19 protein-coding genes and 1 riboswitch are annotated in these 21,477 nt (G+C 43.7%); of the genes, 12 read left to right on the top strand and 7 right to left on the bottom strand.

Annotated elements, in window-relative coordinates; all coding sequences use genetic code 11:
• The first annotated feature begins 385 nt into the window (after positions 1-385).
• A complete protein-coding gene (locus NI468_RS14215) occupies positions 386-2,026 on the top strand; it encodes an acyl-CoA synthetase (RefSeq protein WP_253102399.1) in 1,641 nt (546 codons plus the stop codon).
• A 138-nt stretch (positions 2,027-2,164) separates the two neighbouring features.
• On the opposite strand, the gene trpB is transcribed toward NI468_RS14215, so the two are convergent.
• Together trpB and NI468_RS14225 are read right to left on the bottom strand one after the other, a co-directional pair.
• Positions 2,165-3,409 (bottom strand): tryptophan synthase subunit beta, encoded by a 1,245-nt coding sequence (gene trpB, locus NI468_RS14220; protein WP_253102401.1) that lies wholly within the window; start codon positions 3,407-3,409, stop codon positions 2,165-2,167.
• Complete coding sequence (locus NI468_RS14225) at positions 3,390-4,034, bottom strand: phosphoribosylanthranilate isomerase (protein ID WP_004732966.1); 645 nt, start codon at positions 4,032-4,034, stop codon at positions 3,390-3,392. Before NI468_RS14225 ends, trpB begins: the two co-directional genes overlap by 20 nt.
• Before the next feature lie 144 nt (positions 4,035-4,178).
• A riboswitch (cobalamin riboswitch) is annotated at positions 4,179-4,389 on the top strand.
• Positions 4,390-4,427: 38 nt separating this feature from the next.
• On the opposite strand from NI468_RS14225, the gene NI468_RS14230 reads away from it, so the two are divergent.
• The 6 genes from NI468_RS14230 (at position 4,428) to NI468_RS14255 (ending at position 11,475) form a co-directional block, all read left to right on the top strand.
• A complete protein-coding gene (locus NI468_RS14230) occupies positions 4,428-6,299 on the top strand; it encodes a TonB-dependent receptor plug domain-containing protein (RefSeq protein ID WP_004732969.1) in 1,872 nt (623 codons plus the stop codon).
• A 102-nt stretch (positions 6,300-6,401) separates the two neighbouring features.
• Complete coding sequence (locus NI468_RS14235) at positions 6,402-6,986, top strand: cob(I)yrinic acid a,c-diamide adenosyltransferase (RefSeq protein ID WP_004647509.1); 585 nt, start codon at positions 6,402-6,404, stop codon at positions 6,984-6,986.
• 142 nt (positions 6,987-7,128) lie between these two features.
• Complete coding sequence (locus NI468_RS14240; protein WP_004732971.1) at positions 7,129-7,842, top strand: glycerophosphodiester phosphodiesterase; 714 nt, start codon at positions 7,129-7,131, stop codon at positions 7,840-7,842.
• Between the two features lie 440 nt (positions 7,843-8,282).
• Entirely contained in the window at positions 8,283-9,449 is a 1,167-nt protein-coding gene (locus tag NI468_RS14245) for an acyl-CoA desaturase (protein ID WP_253102403.1), read from the top strand.
• Positions 9,450-9,581: 132 nt separating this feature from the next.
• Positions 9,582-11,027 carry a protein adenylyltransferase SelO gene (locus tag NI468_RS14250; protein WP_253102405.1) on the top strand — a complete coding sequence of 482 codons (1,446 nt, stop codon included), beginning with the start codon at positions 9,582-9,584 and terminating at the stop codon, positions 11,025-11,027.
• A 76-nt stretch (positions 11,028-11,103) separates the two neighbouring features.
• A complete protein-coding gene (locus NI468_RS14255; protein WP_253102407.1) occupies positions 11,104-11,475 on the top strand; it encodes an MmcQ/YjbR family DNA-binding protein in 372 nt (123 codons plus the stop codon).
• Between the two features lie 74 nt (positions 11,476-11,549).
• On the opposite strand, the gene NI468_RS14260 is transcribed toward NI468_RS14255, so the two are convergent.
• From NI468_RS14260 to baeS, 3 genes are all read right to left on the bottom strand, one after another.
• Complete coding sequence (locus NI468_RS14260) at positions 11,550-12,041, bottom strand: GNAT family N-acetyltransferase (protein WP_253102409.1); 492 nt, start codon at positions 12,039-12,041, stop codon at positions 11,550-11,552.
• 92 nt (positions 12,042-12,133) lie between these two features.
• Positions 12,134-12,820, bottom strand: coding sequence for a response regulator (locus tag NI468_RS14265; RefSeq protein WP_004278304.1), 687 nt, complete (start codon positions 12,818-12,820; stop codon positions 12,134-12,136).
• Positions 12,821-12,833: 13 nt separating this feature from the next.
• Positions 12,834-14,486 (bottom strand): sensor histidine kinase efflux regulator BaeS, encoded by a 1,653-nt coding sequence (baeS, locus tag NI468_RS14270; protein ID WP_253102411.1) that lies wholly within the window; start codon positions 14,484-14,486, stop codon positions 12,834-12,836.
• A 135-nt stretch (positions 14,487-14,621) separates the two neighbouring features.
• Between baeS and NI468_RS14275 the strand changes: the two genes are divergently transcribed.
• From NI468_RS14275 to NI468_RS14285, 3 genes are all read left to right on the top strand, one after another.
• Positions 14,622-15,227, top strand: coding sequence for a hypothetical protein (locus NI468_RS14275; RefSeq protein ID WP_253102413.1), 606 nt, complete (start codon positions 14,622-14,624; stop codon positions 15,225-15,227).
• Positions 15,228-15,528: 301 nt separating this feature from the next.
• Positions 15,529-17,331, top strand: a complete 1,803-nt coding sequence (locus NI468_RS14280) for an acyl-CoA dehydrogenase C-terminal domain-containing protein (protein ID WP_004278309.1) — start codon at positions 15,529-15,531, stop codon at positions 17,329-17,331.
• A 168-nt stretch (positions 17,332-17,499) separates the two neighbouring features.
• Positions 17,500-19,281, top strand: a complete 1,782-nt coding sequence (locus NI468_RS14285) for an acyl-CoA dehydrogenase C-terminal domain-containing protein (protein ID WP_253102415.1) — start codon at positions 17,500-17,502, stop codon at positions 19,279-19,281.
• A 62-nt stretch (positions 19,282-19,343) separates the two neighbouring features.
• On the opposite strand, the gene NI468_RS14290 is transcribed toward NI468_RS14285, so the two are convergent.
• Entirely contained in the window at positions 19,344-19,550 is a 207-nt protein-coding gene (locus NI468_RS14290) for a hypothetical protein (protein ID WP_005095746.1), read from the bottom strand.
• A gap of 173 nt (positions 19,551-19,723) precedes the next feature.
• On the opposite strand from NI468_RS14290, the gene NI468_RS14295 reads away from it, so the two are divergent.
• Positions 19,724-20,221: a phosphate-starvation-inducible protein PsiE gene (locus tag NI468_RS14295; protein WP_005172599.1), complete on the top strand. Its 498-nt coding sequence runs from the start codon at positions 19,724-19,726 to the stop codon at positions 20,219-20,221.
• Positions 20,222-20,259: 38 nt separating this feature from the next.
• Here the strand turns inward: NI468_RS14295 and NI468_RS14300 are convergent, their stop codons facing one another.
• A complete protein-coding gene (locus NI468_RS14300; RefSeq protein WP_159516249.1) occupies positions 20,260-20,715 on the bottom strand; it encodes an RcnB family protein in 456 nt (151 codons plus the stop codon).
• A gap of 179 nt (positions 20,716-20,894) precedes the next feature.
• On the opposite strand from NI468_RS14300, the gene NI468_RS14305 reads away from it, so the two are divergent.
• Positions 20,895-21,347: a hypothetical protein gene (locus tag NI468_RS14305; RefSeq protein WP_253102417.1), complete on the top strand. Its 453-nt coding sequence runs from the start codon at positions 20,895-20,897 to the stop codon at positions 21,345-21,347.
• Positions 21,348-21,477 lie beyond the last annotated feature (130 nt).

A 21,477-nucleotide genomic window follows, 5' to 3' on the forward strand; every position in this document is an offset into this window, starting at 1 on the left:
TCTCAGGTTCAAATTTAAGATTTTAGCAGCACTCCAAACTCTACAATTTGCGTATAGTGGTAGCTAATCACTATATCAATCAAGATACAAGCAGCACTGGACTGGCTCCCCGACCAGTTTCGCCAGATTTTATCCACCTGTTGTATTTTCATTATTATTCTCTGGCTCATATTATTTTAATGGCTGAACTAGAGTAAAATACCTAAAAAATCAAACTTGGGAACCCATGCGTTCAAAACATTTAAGCAGGGTGAAATATTTTTATTAATATTCAAACACTTAAAATTTGTAAAATCGTACTCGACTAAAGCATAAATGCAAGATTTCTGAGAAATACATATCTTTTCAACAGGATATGAAAATAAATATAGAACGGAGTTTTACAATGGTTAGCGCATATGATGAATTACCGCGTACCCCCGCGAATTTTGTAGCCTTATCACCTTTACGCTATCTTGATCGTGCAGCTTATATCTATCCAAATCAGAACGCGATTATTCATGGTAAGCGTCGAATTACCTGGCGTGAGAAATACAACCGTTGTCGTCAGTTTGCCAACCAACTCCAAAAATTAGGCATCGGTAAAAATGATACCGTTTCTGTCCTGCTGCCTAACGTCCCTGCCATGATTGAAGCACATTTTGCTGTACCGATGGCAGGCGCAGTCCTGAATACCTTAAATACCCGTCTGGATGCCAAGACCCTTGCCTTTATGCTGGAGCATGCCGAAAGCAAAGTATTATTGGTTGATCCTGAATTTACTGCACTTGCCACAGAAGCGCTCGCTCTAGTTTCACAAGACATTTATGTGATTGATGTGGCTGATGCAGAGTTTGAAGGTGAAGATAAGCGTATTGGTCAAATCGAATATGAAGACTGGATTGCCCAAGGCGACGCAAACTTTGAATGGCATTTACCTCAAGATGAATGGGATGCCATCAGCTTAAGTTATACCTCTGGTACCACCGGCAACCCGAAAGGCGTGGTCTATCATCATCGTGGGGCCTACATTAACGCAGCCAGTAATATTATTGCCTGTGGCATGACACCACGTGCCACCTATCTATGGACACTGCCGCTCTTCCACTGTAATGGCTGGTGCTTTGCCTGGACCATGGCAGCCAACGGCGGAACCAACGTTTGCTTGCGTAAAGTCGATGCTGAACTGATCTTTAAACTGATTGCTGAACATAAAGTCGATTACTTCTGCGGTGCACCAATTGTCTTGTCGATGCTGATTAACGCACCTGAAGAGAAAAAGACCAAAATTGATCACCGTGTCGAAGTGATGGTTGCGGGTGCTGCGCCGCCAGCTGCGATTATCGAAGGCATGCGCAATATCGGCATTAATGTCACGCATGTTTACGGCTTGACTGAAACCTATGGCCCTTCTGCACTCTGCGCTTCACAAGCTGGATGGAGTGATTTATCTATTCAGGAACAGGCACAACTGCACTCTCGTCAAGGCGTACCGTATCCATTACAAGATGGCATGAAAGTACTTGATCCGGATACCATGCAGGAAGTTCCGCATGATGGTCAGACCATGGGCGAGATCATGTTCCGTGGCAATATCGTGATGAAAGGTTATCTGAAAAATCCTGAGGCGACAGCAGAAGCCTTTGCCGGTGGCTGGTTCCATACGGGAGATTTGGCGGTATGCCAACCGGATGGCTATGCCAAAATTACCGACCGTTCCAAAGATGTGATTATTTCTGGCGGAGAAAATATTTCATCGCTTGAAGTGGAAGAAGTACTGTATCAGCATCCGGCGGTGCTGACTGCAGCGGTAGTCGCCAAGCCTGATCCACGCTGGCAGGAAGTTCCTTGTGCCTTTATTGAGCTCAAAGAAGGCACCAAGGCCACTGAAGAAGAAATTATGGAATTTTGCCGTGAACATCTGGCCCGCTTTAAAGTGCCTAAGGATGTGGTGATTACCGAAATTCCAAAAACCTCGACCGGTAAATTGCAGAAATTTGTTTTACGCGAATGGGCCAAAGAGCGCGCGCAAGGTGAATTTTCTTAATTCCATACAGGCATGTTTTTTCAAAATCTACTCAATAAAAAATCGTGCTAATTTTTATTAGCACGATTTTTTAACTTATCCTTTTGTGAGATTTAACCTCATCCAACCCTCTCCTATAAGGAGAGGACTTTAAGGAGCTTACATCTCAACCATTTCTACGCCATCAATACGGGCAACGGTCATCAAGTCCTTATCACCACGACCTGAAACCGTCGCAATAATAATTTGATCCTTGTCCATGGTCGGTGCAAGTTTAGTGACATAAGCCATAGCATGTGCGCTTTCTAACGCCGGAATAATGCCTTCAATCTTGGTCAAGTCGCGGAAACCTTGTAAAGCTTCCTGATCATTGATCGGTACGTATTTAACACGAGCCATATCTTTCAGGAAGCTATGTTCCGGACCCACACCCGGATAATCCAGACCTGCAGAAATTGAATGGGTTTCGATGATCTGGCCTTGCGCATCCGACATCAGGTAAGTCCGGTTACCATGCAGTACACCGACATGACCGGCATTTAGTGGCGCAGAATGTTTACCTGATTCGATCCCATGACCTGCTGCTTCAACGCCGTACATTTTCACGTCTTGGTCATTCAGGAATGGATAGAACAAGCCCATTGCATTGGATCCACCACCGACACACGCGACCAGTGCATCTGGCAGACGGCCTGCCTGTTCCAGAATCTGACGGCGTGCTTCACGACCGATGATCGACTGGAAATCACGAACCAGTTGCGGATATGGATGTGGGCCTGCCACAGTACCAATCACGTAATAAGTTGAATCAACATTGGTCACCCAATCACGCATGGCTTCATTCATGGCATCTTTTAAGGTTTTAGAGCCACTTTCTACCGGCACAACCGTCGCGCCTAATAAACGCATACGGTAGACGTTCATCGCCTGACGCTTTACATCTTCAGCGCCCATAAATACTACGCATTCAAGACCTAAACGTGCTGCAATCGTTGCCGTTGCTACACCGTGCTGGCCTGCCCCTGTTTCGGCAATAATACGTTTCTTGCCGGAAAGCTTCGCCAGCAAAGCCTGACCGATTGTATTATTTACTTTGTGCGAACCGGTATGGTTCAGGTCTTCACGTTTCAGGTAAATCTGTGCGCCACCCAACTCTTTCGACCATCGTTCAGCATGATATAAAGGACTCGGACGACCGACGTAAAACGCCATGTCACGGTCAAATTCTGCCAAAAACTGCGCATCATCTTTCATACGGAAATAGAGCTTTTCCAAGTCTTCTAAAGCCGCCATGAGTGTTTCTGACACAAAACGTCCGCCATGAATACCGAAATGCCCGCGTTCATCCGGGAATTGGGTATAGTCAACTGCCTGACTGTTCTGGCTAGTACTTTGCTGATCCACGATGGACTCCTTGCATAAAGCGTTCTATGAGTTGTTGGTCTTTAATACCTTTTGCGGACTCGACACCGCCACTCACATCGACGGCATACGCCTGTGTGGTGAGAATTGCCTGTTCGATATTGTCAGGATTTAAACCGCCTGCCAAGATCAAGGGAATATTGAGTTTGGGAAATGTATCCCAATCGAAGCTGTGCCCTGTGCCGCCTTTCAGGTCAGGATGCCATGCGTCTAACAGTACTGCACTTGCGCCCGCATCTTGATAACCTGGAATTTCTGCGACTACATCCAGATCAGGTTTTACCTGAATGGCTTTATACCAACGGCGTCCGACCTGCTGGGCGATGGCCTGACACTGTTCAGGTGTTTCATCGCCATGAAATTGTAAAATATCCAGTGGAACGGTTTTAAGAATATCCTGAATTTCATCTGCGTGACTATTCACAAATAAGCCCACCGCCTGTACATAAGCTGGAACCGACCGGATCAGGATTTCAGCCCGCTCTAAAGTAACATGTCGTGGACTCGGTGGATAAAATACAAATCCTATCGCGTCACAGCCGGCATTGACTACGGCATGTACATCTTCAACTCGGGTGATTCCACAAATTTTGGCACGGGTTCGCATATTATGTTGGCTCTAGATCTACCAATGTATTGAACAATCTGTAAGATTGGGGCAAATCATTGTAATGCAATTTTTCTGACTTGCGTAAAGTTCATCCGGATTATTCTCTATGCAGATTGTATATAACTCATACTGACTTTATACTGCGCTCACTTTGCAGCAAGTCCAAGCCTTCAGGCTTTAGGGAAGCTGGTGTAAATCCAGCACTGCCCCCGCAACGGTAAAAAATGAAACGTCTATCAATTTAAACTCTTCGGTTTACACCACTGCATCTTGATGTGGGAAGGTGGATATACAGCAAAGTCGCTGCTTTGCACATTTAAGTCCGGAAACCTGCTTGCTGTGTTCTATAACTCAATCATTCACGGGGAAGTGAATGTAGGGAGCTTTAACATGTCACTTCATTGTCAACCTACTGCCTTGGTAGGTGCGATCGCACTTGCCTTGGGTTTCACTTCATCTGTTCAGGCTGCCGAGCAAAAAGTTGCGAAAGCCTCTTTAGATACCATTGTGGTGACTGCCACACGTTCTGAAGAAAAGATAGAAAATGTGCCTGCGCGGATTTCAGTGATTGATGAAAAAACCATTCAACAATCTCCTATTGCAGATTTAGGTTCTCTACTGAATAGAGAAGCATCTATTAACATTGTGCAATCAGGTGGTATTGGTCAAACGACATCTGCGTTCCTTCGTGGTACAGATTCAAAGCACCTTCTATTTTTAAAAGATGGCGTCAGTTTAAATACCGCTCTAGATGGTGGCTCTAATATTCCTTATATAGATTTAAGCGATATTGAACGTATTGAAGTCTTAAGAGGTCCTGCATCCGTTCAGTATGGTACAGATGCGATTGGTGGTGTCATCAATGTGATTTCGGCTACACCTAAGAAAACAGGTATCTCATTGACCAATGAGATAGGTGAAAATCATACCTATAAATCTATTGTTGGCGCAGATTTTGTAGATCAGTCAGGTTTATACGCTCAAATTAAAGCTCAGCGCCTTGAAAGCGGTGGAACTCCCGTTACAAATAAAGCAAAAGAAGATGCAGGATACGATCAAAAAGGTTACAGCGCAAAATTGGGTCTCGACCAAGAGAAATACAGCGCCAGCCTAAGTTTTAGTAAAAATGAGGGAACTAATGTCTATTATGGTGGTTCTCAAGACTTTCTTAACCAAGTTCTTATCACAAAAGCAAGTACAACGCTTACAGAAAACCTTGCACTAAATGCGCAATATGCAAATTTCAAAGATGAATTACTTGGATCTAGAAGCAGCTATATGTTCAATACTGAACGTGATGAAGCTGATCTTAACCTTAATTTGAAGATTTCAGAAAGTCAAAAAGTCATCTTAGGTGCAGCATTAAATCAAGCCAATATCGAGAGCTATGCTATTCAAGGACAAAAGCAAGATTTAGATAGTATCGGATACTATGTTCAACATAATTACGATTCCAATCAGCTACATACCCAAGCAGGTTTACGCTTAGAAGATCATGACCAATTTGGTAGCCATGTAGTCGGTCAAATTGCAGGTCGATATAACCTTACTGATACAACGAGTATTTACAGCAATATCGGTACAGGCTTTAAAGCACCAACTGGGAATCAATTATTCTATTCTGATAGTAGTGAGTGGAAAGGAACTACGTACATCACTAATGGTAATCCCAATTTAAAACCCGAAGAAAGTATTTCTTACGAAATCGGGATAGATCAAATATTAACGGATCATTTCAGTACATCTTTATCCTTATATCAAACTAAAGTTAAAAACCTAATTTCGCCTGATTATAGTTGGGACGATCTGACAAATACGTCAACAACAGACTTCATTAACACAGCCAAAGCAAAAATGACTGGTGGTGAATTCGGTCTAAAATGGCAAAAAGATGATTTATTTATGAGTACTGAATACGCTTATGTCAAAACTCAAGATGAACAAACAGGTTTAGAACTTATTCGTCGTCCCCGCCAATCGCTTTCAACAACGATTGGATTAGAAAATAATGTATATGGTTTGAGTGCGACATTAACTGCGAAATCCACATCTAAAATTTCTGCTTCAAAAAACTCGAAAGAACTGCCTGGCTATGCCACGGTTGATCTGAATGCGTATTGGAATCTCAATCCGCATCTTAAAGTCTTTACAAATATTCAGAATATCGGTGACAACAAGTTTAAGACTGCATCTTATGGTGGCGATGAATTCTATATCAACGGTGGCCGTCTCGCTTCTGCAGGCATCACCTTTAAATACTAAGCCCTAAACAGCAAAAAACTTTAAAACAGCGCAGTTTATGGATAATGTTATGACCGACATTATCCTTTTTTATTATCTTCATTAAAAATTCAAGGAACACATATGGGCCACCGTTTAAGTAAAATTTACACGCGCACAGGCGATTCAGGTACCACAGGACTCGGTGATGGCTCACGTGTTGCCAAAGATGATTTGCGTATCACAGCACTCGGTGATGTCGATGAACTGAATGCCGTGATTGGCGTATTACGCGCACAAATTTCAGCAAGCAACATTGAAGATCAAGCCGCTTGGGATAAATCTTTAAGCCTGATCCAGCACTGGTTATTTGATCTAGGCGGTGAAGTCTGTATTCCGGGTTTTAATCTAGTGCAACCGGTATCGATTGAGTTTCTGGAAAATGATATCGACCGCATGAATGAAGCTTTGCCGATGCTCAAAGACTTTATTCTGCCTGCTGGAACGTTGGTGTGCAGCTTTGCCCATCAGGCCCGCGCTGTTTGTCGTCGTGCAGAACGCAGCGTGATGTCGGTACATCACCGTGACCAAAACATTCAGGCAGCGTCACTGCAACTACTTAACCGTTTATCGGACTGGTTATTTGTAGCATCACGTACCCTGCAACGTGCTGAGGGCGGTTCCGAAGTGCTGTGGCAAAAAAATATCAATGACAGCATCGAAAAGTAAAATTATGTTTCAAGTTGCTATCTAAAAATACACGTCAGATGTCTCTTGATTTTACAGAACATCTGACGAAAATAGAAAGTGTCACTCTTCTGTCACGTAGCCCTCGCAAAATGAACTTAACTTTCCCACTCATGAGCATCTTATGCGCATAATTGGTCATCGTGGTGCACGTGGCGAAGCCCCTGAAAATACCTTGGGCGGTTTTCAATATATTCAGGAGATCGGCATTCGCGCCGTTGAGTTTGATGTCCGTCAGCTCAAAGACAATGCCTTAATCATCATGCATGATGACGACTTTGTGCGCACCACCGGTTTGCAGAAGCATCTATACGAGTGTAACCGTCAAGATCTTACCCAATATAATCACGCAGTGGCCTGGTCAGAATGGAATAAAATCGAAGCGACCCCACTGCTCGATCAAACCTTAAATGTCATTCGAAATTTCGAGCATATTGAGGTCGAAATTAAAAGCGTAGTATCTGAAGCAGCAGCTGAAAAAATCGCGTTTGAAGTCGAACAGCAGTTACAAGGCTATGAGCAGGCAGCAATTATTACCAGCTTTGATGCCAAAATTCTGGATGCTTTCAAACAGCAAAACTCACGTTTAAAACGTGGTTTATTGATTGAAACCGATGTTAAACATCATGCCATTGATCAGGCGCTGGAACTGGGATGCTGTCATATTGGCTGGATGGATGAACTGGCCAGTAAAGACCTGATTCAGGCCACGCAGGCTGCCGAGTTGAATATCAGTGTCTGGACAGTCAATGATGTCACCCGTGCCAAACAGCTGCGAGACTGGGGCATTCAGGGACTGATTACAGACTATCCAAAATTGATGCTACAACAACTCTAAATAATCTCTCTTAGCCTTGATTGATCTAGGTATTTCTTGATCCCGTTTATTTCGATAATGCAATAATGAAAGTGTGAATCTTCCCTAATCAGATTTTATTTGAAAGTGAAATTAAGTTACCCAACATCTATATTCTGCAGATTTCCTGATAATATTGTAGAAATTATGAACAACGATTTTCATCTGATTCATTCTGTTTCCATTTTCTGAAAGAGTGATAATCCTCAGTCACTTAGTCGGAAATCAGCGCCTGTCTACGCTCGCAAAATGGTCACTTCTGCCCTACTTATTCTGTTACCGACAAGTACAATACAACCGTACAATAATGCTAGTGATGCCTTAGGGCACATGCTAATATGGACAAGATAGGCTGCTGTTAAAACCAACAGTAGTTTCTGCTTTTTGTTATACCTTCCGAGGTTCTAGGAGTGCTGTTGGAGATGAATGCTCCCTTACCCAAAGCCCCCATCAACTGGATTGCTGTGTTTGCATTGGTATTTTTACCGATTGTAGCCCTGATCGCGATTCCGTTGTATGCGTATCACCATGATTTTAGCGCTGCCGCTTGGATCAGTATGTTTGTTTTACTGGGCGTAAGCAGCCTCGGCATTACAGCAGGATACCATCGCCTGTGGGCACATCGTGCTTATGAAGCCACTTTACCATTAAAAATCATCTTGATGATTATGGGTACATTTGCTGTACAGAATAGTATTTTATTCTGGGCATCTGGTCACCGTACCCATCACCGTCATGTCGATGATGTTGATCAAGACCCGTACTCGATCAATAAAGGCTTCTGGTATGCACATATTGGCTGGATGTTACGTGATTATCCATCAGGTGCAGCCAATTATAAAAATGCGCCAGATCTGTTAAAAGACAAAGTGGTGATGTTCCAGGACAAATACTACGTTCCTTTAGTGATTGCTGTTCATGCTGCGATTTTACTTCCGATTGGCTGGGCAGCCGGCGATGTCTGGGGCGTGTTGCTGTTGGGTGGATTAATGCGTTTAATCCTGAGCCATCATGTAACCTTCTTCATTAACTCACTTTGCCACATGTGGGGAAATCGTCCTTATACCGATGAAAATACTGCACGTGACAACTTCGTACTCGCGGTTGCAACTTGGGGTGAGGGTTATCATAACTATCACCACATTTTCCAATACGATTACCGTAACGGCGTAAAATGGTGGCAATACGATCCAACTAAATGGTTGATCTGGACTTGTTCTAAACTTGGTTTAGCTAAAAACTTGCGCCGCATTCCTAGCTTTAATATCAAAAAAGCGGAATTGGCAATGAAGTTTAAATATGCTGAACAGGATCTTGCGGTATATGGCCATGATGTTTCTGAAGATATCTCGGCGGTAAAAACCAAGATCGCACAGGAATATGATGCATTTACCCAAACTTTAAATGACTGGGCGAAGCTGAAAGAACAGGAAATTCAGGTCAAGAAAGCATCGATGGCTGAAAAAATCCATCAGATGGATGACAAGCTGAAAGTTGAATTCCAGCTGGTTGAACAGCGTCTTTCTCATCATCGTCAAACCTTGAATCTACTGGTTCGTAATTTGAAAAAATCTGCAGTTTCTCAATAAAAGCTGTTGAACACTAAAGCCCCGATTGGGGCTTTTTTTATGTCCGAAAGATAACGTGAACTCTCGCTTATACAACAGTTTTATACAGCTATCTTTGTTATAGTAAATTTATTCCAATCCTGTACTGATGCCATGTATTTTAACTCTCGCTATCAAACACTGCCCGCCCGCCTCTATCACCATCAAGTTCCGCTGCCGTTAAAAGGTGCGAAAGCCGGACATTTTAATGCAGCTTTAGCAGAGCAACTGCAATGGTCGGATGAAGACAAGGCGCAATGGGTCGAGATTTGTAGTGGTCAGAAAGTTTTTACTGAATTTGAAACCTTGGCTATGGTCTATGCAGGTCATCAGTTTGGACAATGGGCAGGACAGTTGGGAGATGGTCGCGGGTTGTTGATTGCGCAAATTCTGGATAAAAATAATCAGACCATTGACCTGCATTTAAAAGGTGCTGGTGCAACCCCTTATTCACGCATGGGCGATGGTCGTGCAGTACTGCGTTCAGTCATTCGTGAGTATCTGGCAGGTCATGCCTTAAATGCTTTAGGTGTAGCATCCAGTAATGCAGTTGGTTTTACTTCATCAATCCAAGGTATTCAGCGTGAGAAGCTAGAGCCGGGCGCGATGATGTTGCGTACTTCAGACTGTCATATCCGTTTCGGCCATTTTGAATGGATCAATCAGTATCAGCCAGATCTACTAGCTGAATTTATCCAGAAATGTATCGAATGGCATTATCCAGAATGCCTGCAAGCCGAACAGCCGATTCTGAGCTTTGCCACAAAAGTTATTCAGCGCACTGCGGTGATGATTGCCAAATGGCAACTGGTTGGTTTTGCACATGGCGTGATGAATACTGACAACCTGAATATTACCGGTTCAACTTTGGACTTTGGTCCTTATGGCTTTATGGAGCGCTTCCGTCCGAACTGGATCAATAACCACTCGGATTATCAAGGGCGTTATACCTATCAGCAGCAGCCAAGTATCGGACATTGGAATTTGTGGCAATGGTTAAACAATCTGGTCCCGCTCTGCCCTACAGATTATGACAAAGAACAATGGAAACAGGATTTAGCTGCATGTCTGGAGCATTATGAACCAACATTCTTGGAACATTATAAACATGGTTTAAACCAGAAAATGGGCTTGCCAAGTTTCCATAAAGACAGTTTTGACTGCGCTATGGCCTTTCTGCGAATTTTGCAAAGTGAGCAACTAGACTATACCCAGAGTTTTATCGGGTTGCAAAATAAAGACTATGAAGCCCTTAAAGATGATTGTCTGGACCGACGCCAGTTTGAAGCATTCCTGGCGCAATATGGATCTATCCGTGAACACCAGGATATAGAAGAATTGGATGCCGCCATGCAACTGGCCAATCCGCATTATATTCTGCGGAATCATATGGCACAGAAAGCCATTGAACTGGCAGAGCGGGATGATTTTTCTGAAGTAGACCGTCTGTTTAAATTACTCAGTCAGCCTTACCTGAAACAGCCCGATTTGGAACAGCCTGAAGATTTAGCGCCATTGCCAAGTGATGTGCCTGAAGTGATGGTCAGCTGTTCGTCTTAATTTATTCACATCCCAAACAAAAACTGTGGATAATTTAAGCATTATCCACAGTTTTCTGATGATTTATCCATAGCTTATGTCTTTACATCAAATTGCATCATTTACTGCTTTAAAACTTCCTGAAGTCACTGTGACTCAGCCTTTTGCTGAGGGCTGTGATGTTTATAAAGTCATGGATAAAGTCTTTATGCTGACTTTTCATTTGCAAGGAAAAGCTGCGATTAATTTAAAAGTCGAGCCTGAACACGGCGCCATGCTTCGAGACATTTATCCTTATATCCGTACAGGCTGGCATATGAATAAGCAGCACTGGATCTCAGTTTATGAAGATGAAGAACTAGATGGGTCTTTGGTTAGAGATTTGGTGCTAAATTCTTATGAGTTAGTAGTATTAAAGTTAAAGAAAGTCGATCGGCAGCGAATTGAGCTACTTAAAACAGTACGATAAGTTCCCACCTTGTATAGGAATAATGTATATAAAAAAATTTAAGATTCATCATCAGAATAATATTCAATATACCGTCAGTTATTTAGTTGCATTAAATGCTTCATCGGAAAAGCCCCATCAAAACTGATCGCTTGAAAATATTCAGCTGGTACATTTTCCAAAACTAAATCGGCAATGGGTTGAAAGCCAAAACGAGCATAATACTTGGGATCGCCTAATAGCACACAGCCTTTTGCATCCAATGCTTTCAGTCTGTCCAGTGCTGCATATACAAGCCTTGAACCAATGCCTAAACCTTGATAATGAGGCAAAACTGAAATAGGGCCTAATCCAAACCACCCTGCTGCACCCGAAGACATTGATACGGGAGACACGGCAATATGCCCAACAACAATATTATTTTCAAGAGCGACTAACGATAATGTCAATTGATGATTTTCCCTTAATACATTGATAATAAAATGTTCAGTATGACTTGAATATTCAATGTTTTTAAAAGCGGCTTTTGTTAATTCTTCAATTGCCTGAATGTCATTTATTTGCTCGTCTCGAATCATGATATTCATTATTTTTAGCCCTCTTATATTTATCATTTTCAGATATAAAAAAAGCGAATAAGTTCTCACCTATTCGCTTCTCTTAAACATTAAAAACTTAATCAGTCTTCAGGATATTCAAAACGGTAACCGACCCCATACACCGCCTGAATCCACTCATGACGGTTACCGGTTTCAGCCGCATCTGAAATCTTACGGCGTAAATTCTTGATATGACTGTCAATGACACGGTCAGCCACATCAAAACTGTCCGGATTAATATGATCCAGCAATTGCGCACGTGAATATACCTGTCCGACATGTTCCAGGAATAACTCCAGTAAACGGAATTCGGTCGGCGTTAAATTCAAGGCTTTTTGTTGATACCAGATGCGCTGTTGTGATTTGTCCATACGGAATAAATCATTGCTTTCCGGTTCTGATTTACGATCCAGACGACGTAACACAGCCTGTACACGCGCGACCAGTTCTTTCGGACTAAATGGTTTACAGAGATAATCATCTGCACCCATATTCAGACCCAACACACGGTCAATTTCTTCAGTACGCGCGGTCACCATGATAATCGGTAAATCCGACTGTTCACGTACTTTACGGCAAATGGTCAGGCCGTCCATACGCGGCACCATCAAGTCCAGAATCATCAGACTCGGTTTACGCTGGGTAAAACTGTTATATGCTTCCTGCCCATCATGAAACATACTGACCTCAAAACCAGCAGCTTCCAGATAGTCTCGCACCAACTGTGCAAGTTCGATTTCATCTTCAACCAGCATGACATGTTTCATCAATATATTTCCTTTATGGTTTCACTTGTTTAGGAAAGCTCAGCTTGCATCGTAAACCACCCAGTGGTGAATGTGCAAAGCTTAAGCTGCCGCCCAGCGCCTGCGTAATTTTACATGATAATGCCAAACCCAGTCCGGTTCCGCCAGTCGCCCGGGTACGCGAATCATCGACACGGTAGAAACGTTCACCAATACGCGCCAGTTGTTCATCAGTCAGACCAAACGGACTATCATCGACATATAAGGTCCATTCTTTATCATCTTGCGTGGTGTGAATATGCACCTGCCCACCCGCTTTAGTATAGCGAATACTGTTACTGAGCAAGTTCGCCACAATCTGTTTAAAACGATCCAGATCCAGATTTAACTCAGTCCCTTCGCCATCTGCAGTAACCGTCAATTCAGCTTGCTCAAATTTCGGCTGGAAGTTGATGAGTTCCTGCTGCACCACCTCCCACGGATTTACCGAGGAGAAATAAAATTGCAATTGCTGGGCATCGACCTGTGCCAGCGCGGCCAGATCTTGGGTCAGTTTTTTCAGGCTGTTTACCTGCGCCAGCATGGACGCAAAATGTTCAGGCGTTGGTTTACGAATCCCGTCCTGCATCGCTTCAATCTGTGCCTGTAAGACTGCTAGTGGCGTTTTCAACTCATGCGAAGTATCTGCCACCCACTGACGGCGCGAGGTTTCATGCTGATCCAGAATCACCGCCAATGCATTTAATTCATTGGATAAATCACCTAGTTCATCATTCCGGTTTACTTTAACCTGATACTGATAATTCCCCTGAGTCAAGGCACGTGTACCATTGAGCAGACGTTGAATCGGCTTTTTGAAATAAGTTGCCAATAACAGGGAAGCAATCAGACTCGCCAAAATACTGAGTGCATAGACCAGAAATAAATAACGCTTCTGGTTACTAAAGAAATTGATACTTAAGGCATCATCCTGATCCAGAACCGGTTTTAAGCCCAAATAGCCGACAATCTGATTATTCACCATAATCGGACGATAAGAAATCTGCTCATCCGAAGCTTCACCGACTACAAAACGACGTTTTGCATCATACAGGGAGAGACGTGAACTGAGGCCGAGACGGTCCGGCATCTGGATAAACTGTTTTTTGCCAGTCGGTTGCTGTGTTGGCTGCTCACCATTTTTGCGATCAGTTCTAAACAGATTCTGATTGGAGCTGAGCGGGAATTTCAAGCCTTCAAAGGGCTGAAACTGTGAAGGCAAATTAGATGCCAGCACACGTAATTCTTCTTCATTGACCTGACGTTGTGGCAGCGCCGGATCTACCATACTGGGTGCGACCTGAGCCAGAGTCTGTTCCTGAAAATAACGCTGCTGCAAGGCAATATCATACTGACGGCGTAACCACCAGCGTGACAAACGGTCATAATCATCCGGTGCGGCTTCACCTTCCATCTGGAGGATCTGTGCCTGAATCGCATTGCCCCAGTCCTGATAGACTGCATAGACATCTGCCAGATTTTCAATCACATAATCCAGCTTCTGCATTTCGACATCAGCGACATAACGGGCGAAATTACGCTGCATATTCAGATGCAATACACCCAGACTTACCGTGGTAATGACCAGCGTGGTCAACAGCACGGTCAAAAATAGACGTAATGCAATGGGAATGCGGCGAATGTTCAAAATAGAAATCTCAATTTTTCTTCTATATTCATTATTGTAGCGAACACTGCATCAAAAAACCCTTCATTGTTTCTACATCTTTATTGTTTAATCTTTAACAATCAAAAGAATCAGACCTTTAACGGGATTAATCATATGCAAACGATGACAAAAATAGCATTAATCAGTGCAAGTGTTTTATCAATGGGTGCGTTGACTGCCTGTCAATCCACCAGCAATGTCCCAAGCAATGATCACCCCCACATGATGAAACATCATGAAGGTAAAAAACATCATCTAAGCCCTGAACAGCGTGAGCAGTTTAAGGCGAAGCGTGCAGAACGCATACAGTTTGCCAAACAGCTTCAACAGGCCTGCGACAATAAAGCCGTGGGTTCAGCCATTCAAATCAAGACTGGTGACAAGACTATAGACGGCACCTGCAAGATGGTCTTTAAAGCAGATCGTAAAGAGATGAAAAGCCATCGCGATGAACATCGTGGCATGAAAGCTGAACATCATCCAATGCGTGCCGATATGCGTAGAGGCATGATGCACGGTGAAGTCTTGACTGATGCCAAACGTGCAGAATTAACCAAACAGTTTGATCAGCGCCTCGCTCAACATCAGGCACATCAACGAGCCATGCTGCAAGCCTGTCAAGGCAAAAAAGACGGAACAGCTGCACAGATCAAGATGGGCGAACAAACCATCAATGGTAAATGTCATGTTCGTTTCCAGCCCACAGCCTCTGCCTATTAATGCATAGGAATCAAGGCTTCACGACTAGCACCTTCGGGTGCTTTTTTATTGCGTTCTCTTTCCCGTATGCAGTTGACTATTCGTTTCCTACAAAATATGACTAAAGTCTTTATACTCAAGACCTTTAATGCGTCATGCAGATTAATCTTTGACTTTACAGTCACCAAGAAAACACCCCGAAAAGCTTGTACCGCAGGGGAAGTTGTTGCACGATTAGATCATTCCAAACCGTGTCAGTGAAGACAGGTTTTAGTTCATCTAAGATTATAACGCTGGTTCAACCAGTATTGAGGAAACCGATATGCCACAATACAAAGCGCCTTTACGTGATATGCAATTTGTGTTGCATGAATTATTAAATGCTGAACAACACTATGCAAATCTCCCTGCATTCCAAGAAAACGTAAGCCGTGAGCTGGTAGATCAGTACTTAGAAGCTGCGGCCGACTTCTGTGAAAACGAATTGTCTCCGATCAACCAGACCGGTGACCGTGAAGGCTGTACCTGGAATGACGGCGTTGTTACGACTCCGACTGGCTTTAAAGAAGCGTACCAAAAATACATCGAGCTTGGCTTCCCTTCTCTTTCTGCTGAAGAACAATACGGCGGTCAAGGCTTACCGAACTCTTTAGGTATCGCGATTTCTGAAATGGTGGGTACTGCGAACTGGGCATGGGGCATGTACCCTGGCCTGTCTCACGGTGCGGTTCGTACTTTAGAACATCATGGTTCAGCTGAACAAAAAGACGCTTACCTGCCTAAACTGGTTTCAGGTGAATGGACGGGTACCATGTGCTTAACTGAATCTCATGCGGGTTCTGACTTGGGTATTATCCGTACTAAAGCTGAACCACAAGCGGACGGTAGCTACGCAATCTCTGGCGAGAAGATCTTTATCTCTGCTGGTGAACACGACATGGCAGAGAACATTATCCATATCGTACTTGCTCGTCTGCCAGGTGCACCGAAAGGTACCAAAGGTATCTCATTATTCATCGTGCCAAAATTCAACCTGAATGCTGACGGTTCTATTGGCGAGCGTAACGGCGTACGTTGTGGTTCGATCGAACACAAGATGGGTATCCATGGTAACGCGACTTGTGTCATCAACTTTGACAATGCTAAAGGCTTCCTGATTGGACCTGAAAACCGCGGCTTGAACTGCATGTTCACGTTCATGAACACAGCACGTATCGGTACAGCAGTTCAAGGTCTTGCAGCATCTGAAGGTTCATTCCAAGGCGCGCTTGCATACGCAAAAGATCGTCTGGCAATGCGCTCTTTAAGTGGCCCTAAAGCACCAGAAAAAGAAGCAGATCCAATCATTGTACATCCTGCTGTACGTAACATGCTGTTGACGCAAAAAGCATATGCAGAAGGCGGTCGTGCACTGGTTTATCTATTAGCACAATATGCTGACGTGGTTGAACATGCTGCAGAAGAAGCAGACCGTAAATTTGCAGACAACATCCTGTCATTGCTAACACCAATCGCAAAAGCATTCCTGACTGAAACCGGTTCTGAAGCTGCGAAACACGGTGTTCAGGTATTCGGTGGTCATGGCTTTATTTCTGAGCACGGTATGGAGCAGATCGTACGTGATACACGTATTGCTTGCCTGTACGAAGGTACCACTGAAATTCAGGCACTAGACTTGTTAGGCCGTAAAGTATTGGGTACGCAAGGTGCAATGTTGAAAGACTTCACCAAGATCATCCATAAATTTGCTGAAGCGCACAAAGACAATGCTGCAATGAAAGAATTCGTTGAACCATTGGCTGCCTTGAACAAAGAATGGGGCGATCTGACCATGCAGATTGGTATGCGCGCGATGCAAAACCCTGAAGAAGTGGGTGCGGCTGCAGTCGATTACCTCTACTTCTCTGGTTATGTCACTCTAGCTTACCTATGGGCACGTATGGCATTGGTTGCTCAGGAGCAACTGGCTGCGGGCACCACTGAGGTTGATTTCTACAATGCCAAAGTGACGACAGCACGCTTCTACTTCAAGAAAATCCTGCCACGCGTTCGTTCACACGTTGAAGTGATTGCGACAGGTGTAGAGCCATTGATGAACTTGGATGCGGAACACTTTGCATTCTAAGTTAGTCTCAGACTAGCTACATTTCAGAAAAAGGACGGTCAATCAACAGGCAGTCCTTTTTCTTTATAAAGAGTTACAGAATTAACCTTTAGTCGTCTAACATTCAGATTTTGAGTGTTTTAGACTGATTAAAACTCATTTAATCAAACAATAAACAGGTGACACACCATGCCAATTTATAACGCGCCACTTGCCGATATGAAATTCATCCTGAACGATGTCTTCAATGCAGAACAATTCTGGCAGGCCAATGAAAATCTAGCGCATCTGGATGCTGCGACAGCAGAAGCGATTCTTGAAGAAATGGCAAAATTTTCTCAAAACGTCATGCTTCCTCTGAACCGTACCGGCGATGAAGAAGGCGCAAAAATTGAAAATGGTAATGTGACCACACCTGCTGGCTTTAAAGAAGCGTTCAAACAATATGCAGAAGGTGGCTGGATTGGTCTGGGCGCAGATATGGAATGGGGCGGCCAGGAAATGCCGAAAATGCTAACGGTACTTTCTGATGAAATGCTGTTTGCCACCAACCCGTCTTTCATGCTGTATCCATTGCTTTCTGTTGGTGCGGGCATGGCGCTGAACAGCTATGCTTCACAAGCACAAAAAGAAACCTATTTACCTAAAATTTATTCGGGTGAGTGGTCAGGCACCATGTGCTTAACCGAACCACATGCCGGTACTGATCTGGGTATTATCAAAACCAAAGCTGAACGTAACGAAGACGGCACTTATAGCATCAGCGGCACCAAGATTTTCATCACGGGTGGTGATCATGACCTGGCGGAAAATATTATTCACCTCGTTCTAGCGAAAACCCCAGATGCCCCTGCTGGCTCTCGTGGTATTTCCCTGTTCATCGTACCGAAATTCTTGGTCAATGAAGATGGTTCTATCGGCGAGCGTAATCCGGTCGGCCCAGGTTCAATCGAACACAAGATGGGGATCAAGGCATCTGCGACTTGTGTCATGAACTTTGACGGTGCCAAAGGTTACCTCGTTGGTAAAGAAAACGAAGGTCTCGCTGCGATGTTCGTGATGATGAACTACGAACGTCTGTCGATGGGTATTCAAGGCCTAGGTGCTTCTGAATTCGCTTATCAAAACGCTGCGCAATATGCCACAGACCGTTTACAGGGTCGTAGTGCGGCTGGCGTTCAGTCACCAAGCAAACCTGCGGATAGCATTCTGGTGCATGGTGATGTACGCCGTATGCTGCTGAATGTACGTGCCAATAATGAAGCTTCACGTGCATTCGCCGTGTATGTAGGTCAACAGTTGGATATCACCAAATTCTCGACTGATCCAGAAGCGGTGAAAAAAGCCAATGACCGCGTGGCACTACTCACGCCAATCGCAAAAGCCTATTTAACCGATACTGCCTTCCAGGCAACATTAGATGCGCAAATGGTGTTTGGTGGTCATGGCTATATCCGTGAATGGGGCGTGGAACAATGTATCCGTGACCTGCGTATTTCCCAGATCTATGAAGGCACCAACGGCGTACAGTCACAAGATTTAATCGGTCGTAAAACCATTAAATGTGGCGGTGAATATATCTCTGAATATATCTCTGAAATCCGTGACTTTGCCAACAGTCTGGATGCAGACCTAAACTTCATTAAAGACGCCACTTTGGATGCAGCGACTGAAGTCGAATCGGTGACTCAGTTTATTCTGGAAGCAGCAAGAGAAAGTCATGATTTCCCGAACTCGACCGCGGTCGACTATCTGCACGCTGTCGGTCTGCTCAGCTTCTCGTATATGTTCGCGCGTATTGCCAATGCTGCGAAAAATAAAGAAGGTGAGTTCTATCAAAACAAACTGGCTTTGGCGAATTATTTTGTGCAACGCATTCTGCCTGAGCTGGCTCTACGCATCACCAAAGTAAAATCAGGTTCTGACCTGATCATGAACTTCTCTGAAGATTACTTCACGACTCAAGCTTAAGCTGAAACAGCCATAATCAAAAACGCCTGCTTGATGCAGGCGTTTTTATTACAATTCGAAACTTAAACTTTCTGAATCATTAAAGAATCCGGTTGATTATTGCTTTTCGGATTCAGATGTTTATTCACAATTTTGATATTCCCCTCTGACTCTAAAGACTCGCAGAGTTCCACCACCTTTTGCATATCTTCAGCCTTAATGCCTACGCCGAGGATTAATTTTTTTCCGGCTTCTAATTGGTCAATTTTTGTTTGAATTTTATCTAACACTTTTTTCTCCTATTTATTCAATGTACCACCCATACAATATAGCAATTTAGTCTAAAAAAAGCGCAAAAGTTCAAATAATTTAATCTTTATTTTTCATTCAATCATTCTGTGCATGATCTTTGCACGCTATTCTGTAACTATCGTTTATATCAAATAAAAATCAGGAAGATCTTATGCCGAAACCCCATCCCAAAGTTGAAAAACTTGAAGCCCTCCTCGACCGTTTTGGTAATCTTGCTGTAGAAAGTTTTCATTATATTGCCCTGTTTGTAATTGGCTGTATGGTGATCTGGTCTGCCGGTCATACCGTCGTCGACATTCTAACCGTTAAACAGTTCGCCACCATTGACGATATTCTTTTACTGTTCATCTATCTCGAACTCGGTGCCATGGTTGGGATCTATTTTAAAACCAATCATATGCCGGTACGCTTCCTGATTTATATTGCCATTACCGCACTGACCCGCTTGCTCATTGCGGACATTCAGCACACGCATAAAGCCAGTATGGATCTGGTGATTATTACCGGTTCGATCCTGATTATGGCATTTGCCATTTTAGTGGTGCGCTATGCGTCATGGACCTACCCATCGGTGATTCGTGACAAACACAGCGAGAAACCAGTGCCACAAGGCAAAACGCCTCGTCCGGAAGATGATGAGTTGGCTTGATATAAAAAATCCCCCTTGAATAAAGGGGGATTTTTAACTTAACGATTCGGCACCAGCACATAACGTCCATTTTCATAAATCCAGTAACTGCCACGCGGTGGTGCAGGTAAGCCCAGACGCTGCCAGTCACTGATAACGCTATATCTTGAACTTTCAATTCGAGCCACATTCGGATCGCCATTCACCCAGCTATAGCTATTGGAATTTTGATAAATGGTGGTCGGCGCCTGATACTGGATATTGAGACCACTTTGACTTTGAGCCGGCGGATAACCCCAATGGATCGGGCGTTGCGGGTAATGTGGTCTAGGTGGCATCGGACGCTGCGGATAAGAGTGCCGTGGTGGATCATAAGAGCGTGATGGTGCAGCGCGGTAATTCGGTTTAGAACGTTCAACCCCTGTATATCCACCCCAAGCGTTTCCGGCCATCGTCTGTGCAGAAGCCCCCAATAGCAATGCAGCAAATATTGCACTCAATAACACTATTTTCATTTGAGCTTCCTCTCAATAACTTGTCTATATTTTAAACAAAATAAATGCAGAAAATATGAATACGCTTACTGACCCTGCAATTTTTTGTAATGTGCCTGCGTATTTTCAATCTAGCAGGCCCATCGGCAGGCGACTGCTTTATGCTAAAATCACTTTTTTAATGTTTCGAGTTGAATACTGTGTCTGATTTAAATTTCGATCGTTTACATGAATATTTTTCTAAAGTGCCGAGTGTTCAAAAAGAACGGATTGATAGCTATGGTTCAGATGGCAAACAGGCATGGTGGTTTAAATTTCAGATCAATGTAGATCATCCGCTGGCCTGGCAGACTGTGCAAGAGCTGGGACATGTCCTGAATTATATTTCTAAAAATGAACGTCTTCCGACGCAGTTCCTGCCAGTATCTCCACCACCGTATATGAATGGTATTGCCAGAGATTTCTTGTGCTGGGTGATTCAATGTAATCATGCCGATTTCCCGCCAGATGTCGTCTGTGACTGGCTAGAAGCACGTTTACCCAATCCGGTCGACCATGAAGAGCAATGGAAAATTAAAACGGATCTTGCTGAACTTGAAGCATTGTCCGATAAAGAACTGGATGAACTGGTTCCACCGAATCCGGAGCCTTAAAAAATCCCTCCTACCCTCCCTTTAAAAAAGGGAGGTAAAGTCCATTGCTGTCCCACAATTTTTCACAAGAGGAAGCTCATTTGAGCTTCCTCTTGTTTTATGGGTATTTTATCGGGTGAAAATAAAGCTT

It is taken from the genome of Acinetobacter lwoffii (genome assembly GCF_024129355.1).
GTDB classification, from domain to species: domain Bacteria; phylum Pseudomonadota; class Gammaproteobacteria; order Pseudomonadales; family Moraxellaceae; genus Acinetobacter; species Acinetobacter lwoffii_I.

What these genes read in the sequence shown, in the direction of transcription:
- NI468_RS14275 (WP_253102413.1), top strand. Translation starts at nt 14,622, where the DNA reads ATGCAAACGATGACAAAAATAGCATTAATCAGTGCAAGTGTTTTATCA.
- NI468_RS14225 (WP_004732966.1), bottom strand. Translation starts at nt 4,034, where the DNA reads ATGCGAACCCGTGCCAAAATTTGTGGAATCACCCGAGTTGAAGATGTA.
- NI468_RS14235 (WP_004647509.1), top strand. Translation starts at nt 6,402, where the DNA reads ATGGGCCACCGTTTAAGTAAAATTTACACGCGCACAGGCGATTCAGGT.
- NI468_RS14250 (WP_253102405.1), top strand. Translation starts at nt 9,582, where the DNA reads ATGTATTTTAACTCTCGCTATCAAACACTGCCCGCCCGCCTCTATCAC.
- NI468_RS14255 (WP_253102407.1), top strand. Translation starts at nt 11,104, where the DNA reads ATGTCTTTACATCAAATTGCATCATTTACTGCTTTAAAACTTCCTGAA.
- NI468_RS14280 (WP_004278309.1), top strand. Translation starts at nt 15,529, where the DNA reads ATGCCACAATACAAAGCGCCTTTACGTGATATGCAATTTGTGTTGCAT.
- NI468_RS14240 (WP_004732971.1), top strand. Translation starts at nt 7,129, where the DNA reads ATGCGCATAATTGGTCATCGTGGTGCACGTGGCGAAGCCCCTGAAAAT.
- NI468_RS14230 (WP_004732969.1), top strand. Translation starts at nt 4,428, where the DNA reads ATGTCACTTCATTGTCAACCTACTGCCTTGGTAGGTGCGATCGCACTT.
- NI468_RS14285 (WP_253102415.1), top strand. Translation starts at nt 17,500, where the DNA reads ATGCCAATTTATAACGCGCCACTTGCCGATATGAAATTCATCCTGAAC.
- NI468_RS14265 (WP_004278304.1), bottom strand. Translation starts at nt 12,820, where the DNA reads ATGAAACATGTCATGCTGGTTGAAGATGAAATCGAACTTGCACAGTTG.
- NI468_RS14260 (WP_253102409.1), bottom strand. Translation starts at nt 12,041, where the DNA reads ATGAATATCATGATTCGAGACGAGCAAATAAATGACATTCAGGCAATT.
- NI468_RS14300 (WP_159516249.1), bottom strand. Translation starts at nt 20,715, where the DNA reads ATGAAAATAGTGTTATTGAGTGCAATATTTGCTGCATTGCTATTGGGG.
- NI468_RS14245 (WP_253102403.1), top strand. Translation starts at nt 8,283, where the DNA reads ATGAATGCTCCCTTACCCAAAGCCCCCATCAACTGGATTGCTGTGTTT.
- NI468_RS14295 (WP_005172599.1), top strand. Translation starts at nt 19,724, where the DNA reads ATGCCGAAACCCCATCCCAAAGTTGAAAAACTTGAAGCCCTCCTCGAC.
- NI468_RS14215 (WP_253102399.1), top strand. Translation starts at nt 386, where the DNA reads ATGGTTAGCGCATATGATGAATTACCGCGTACCCCCGCGAATTTTGTA.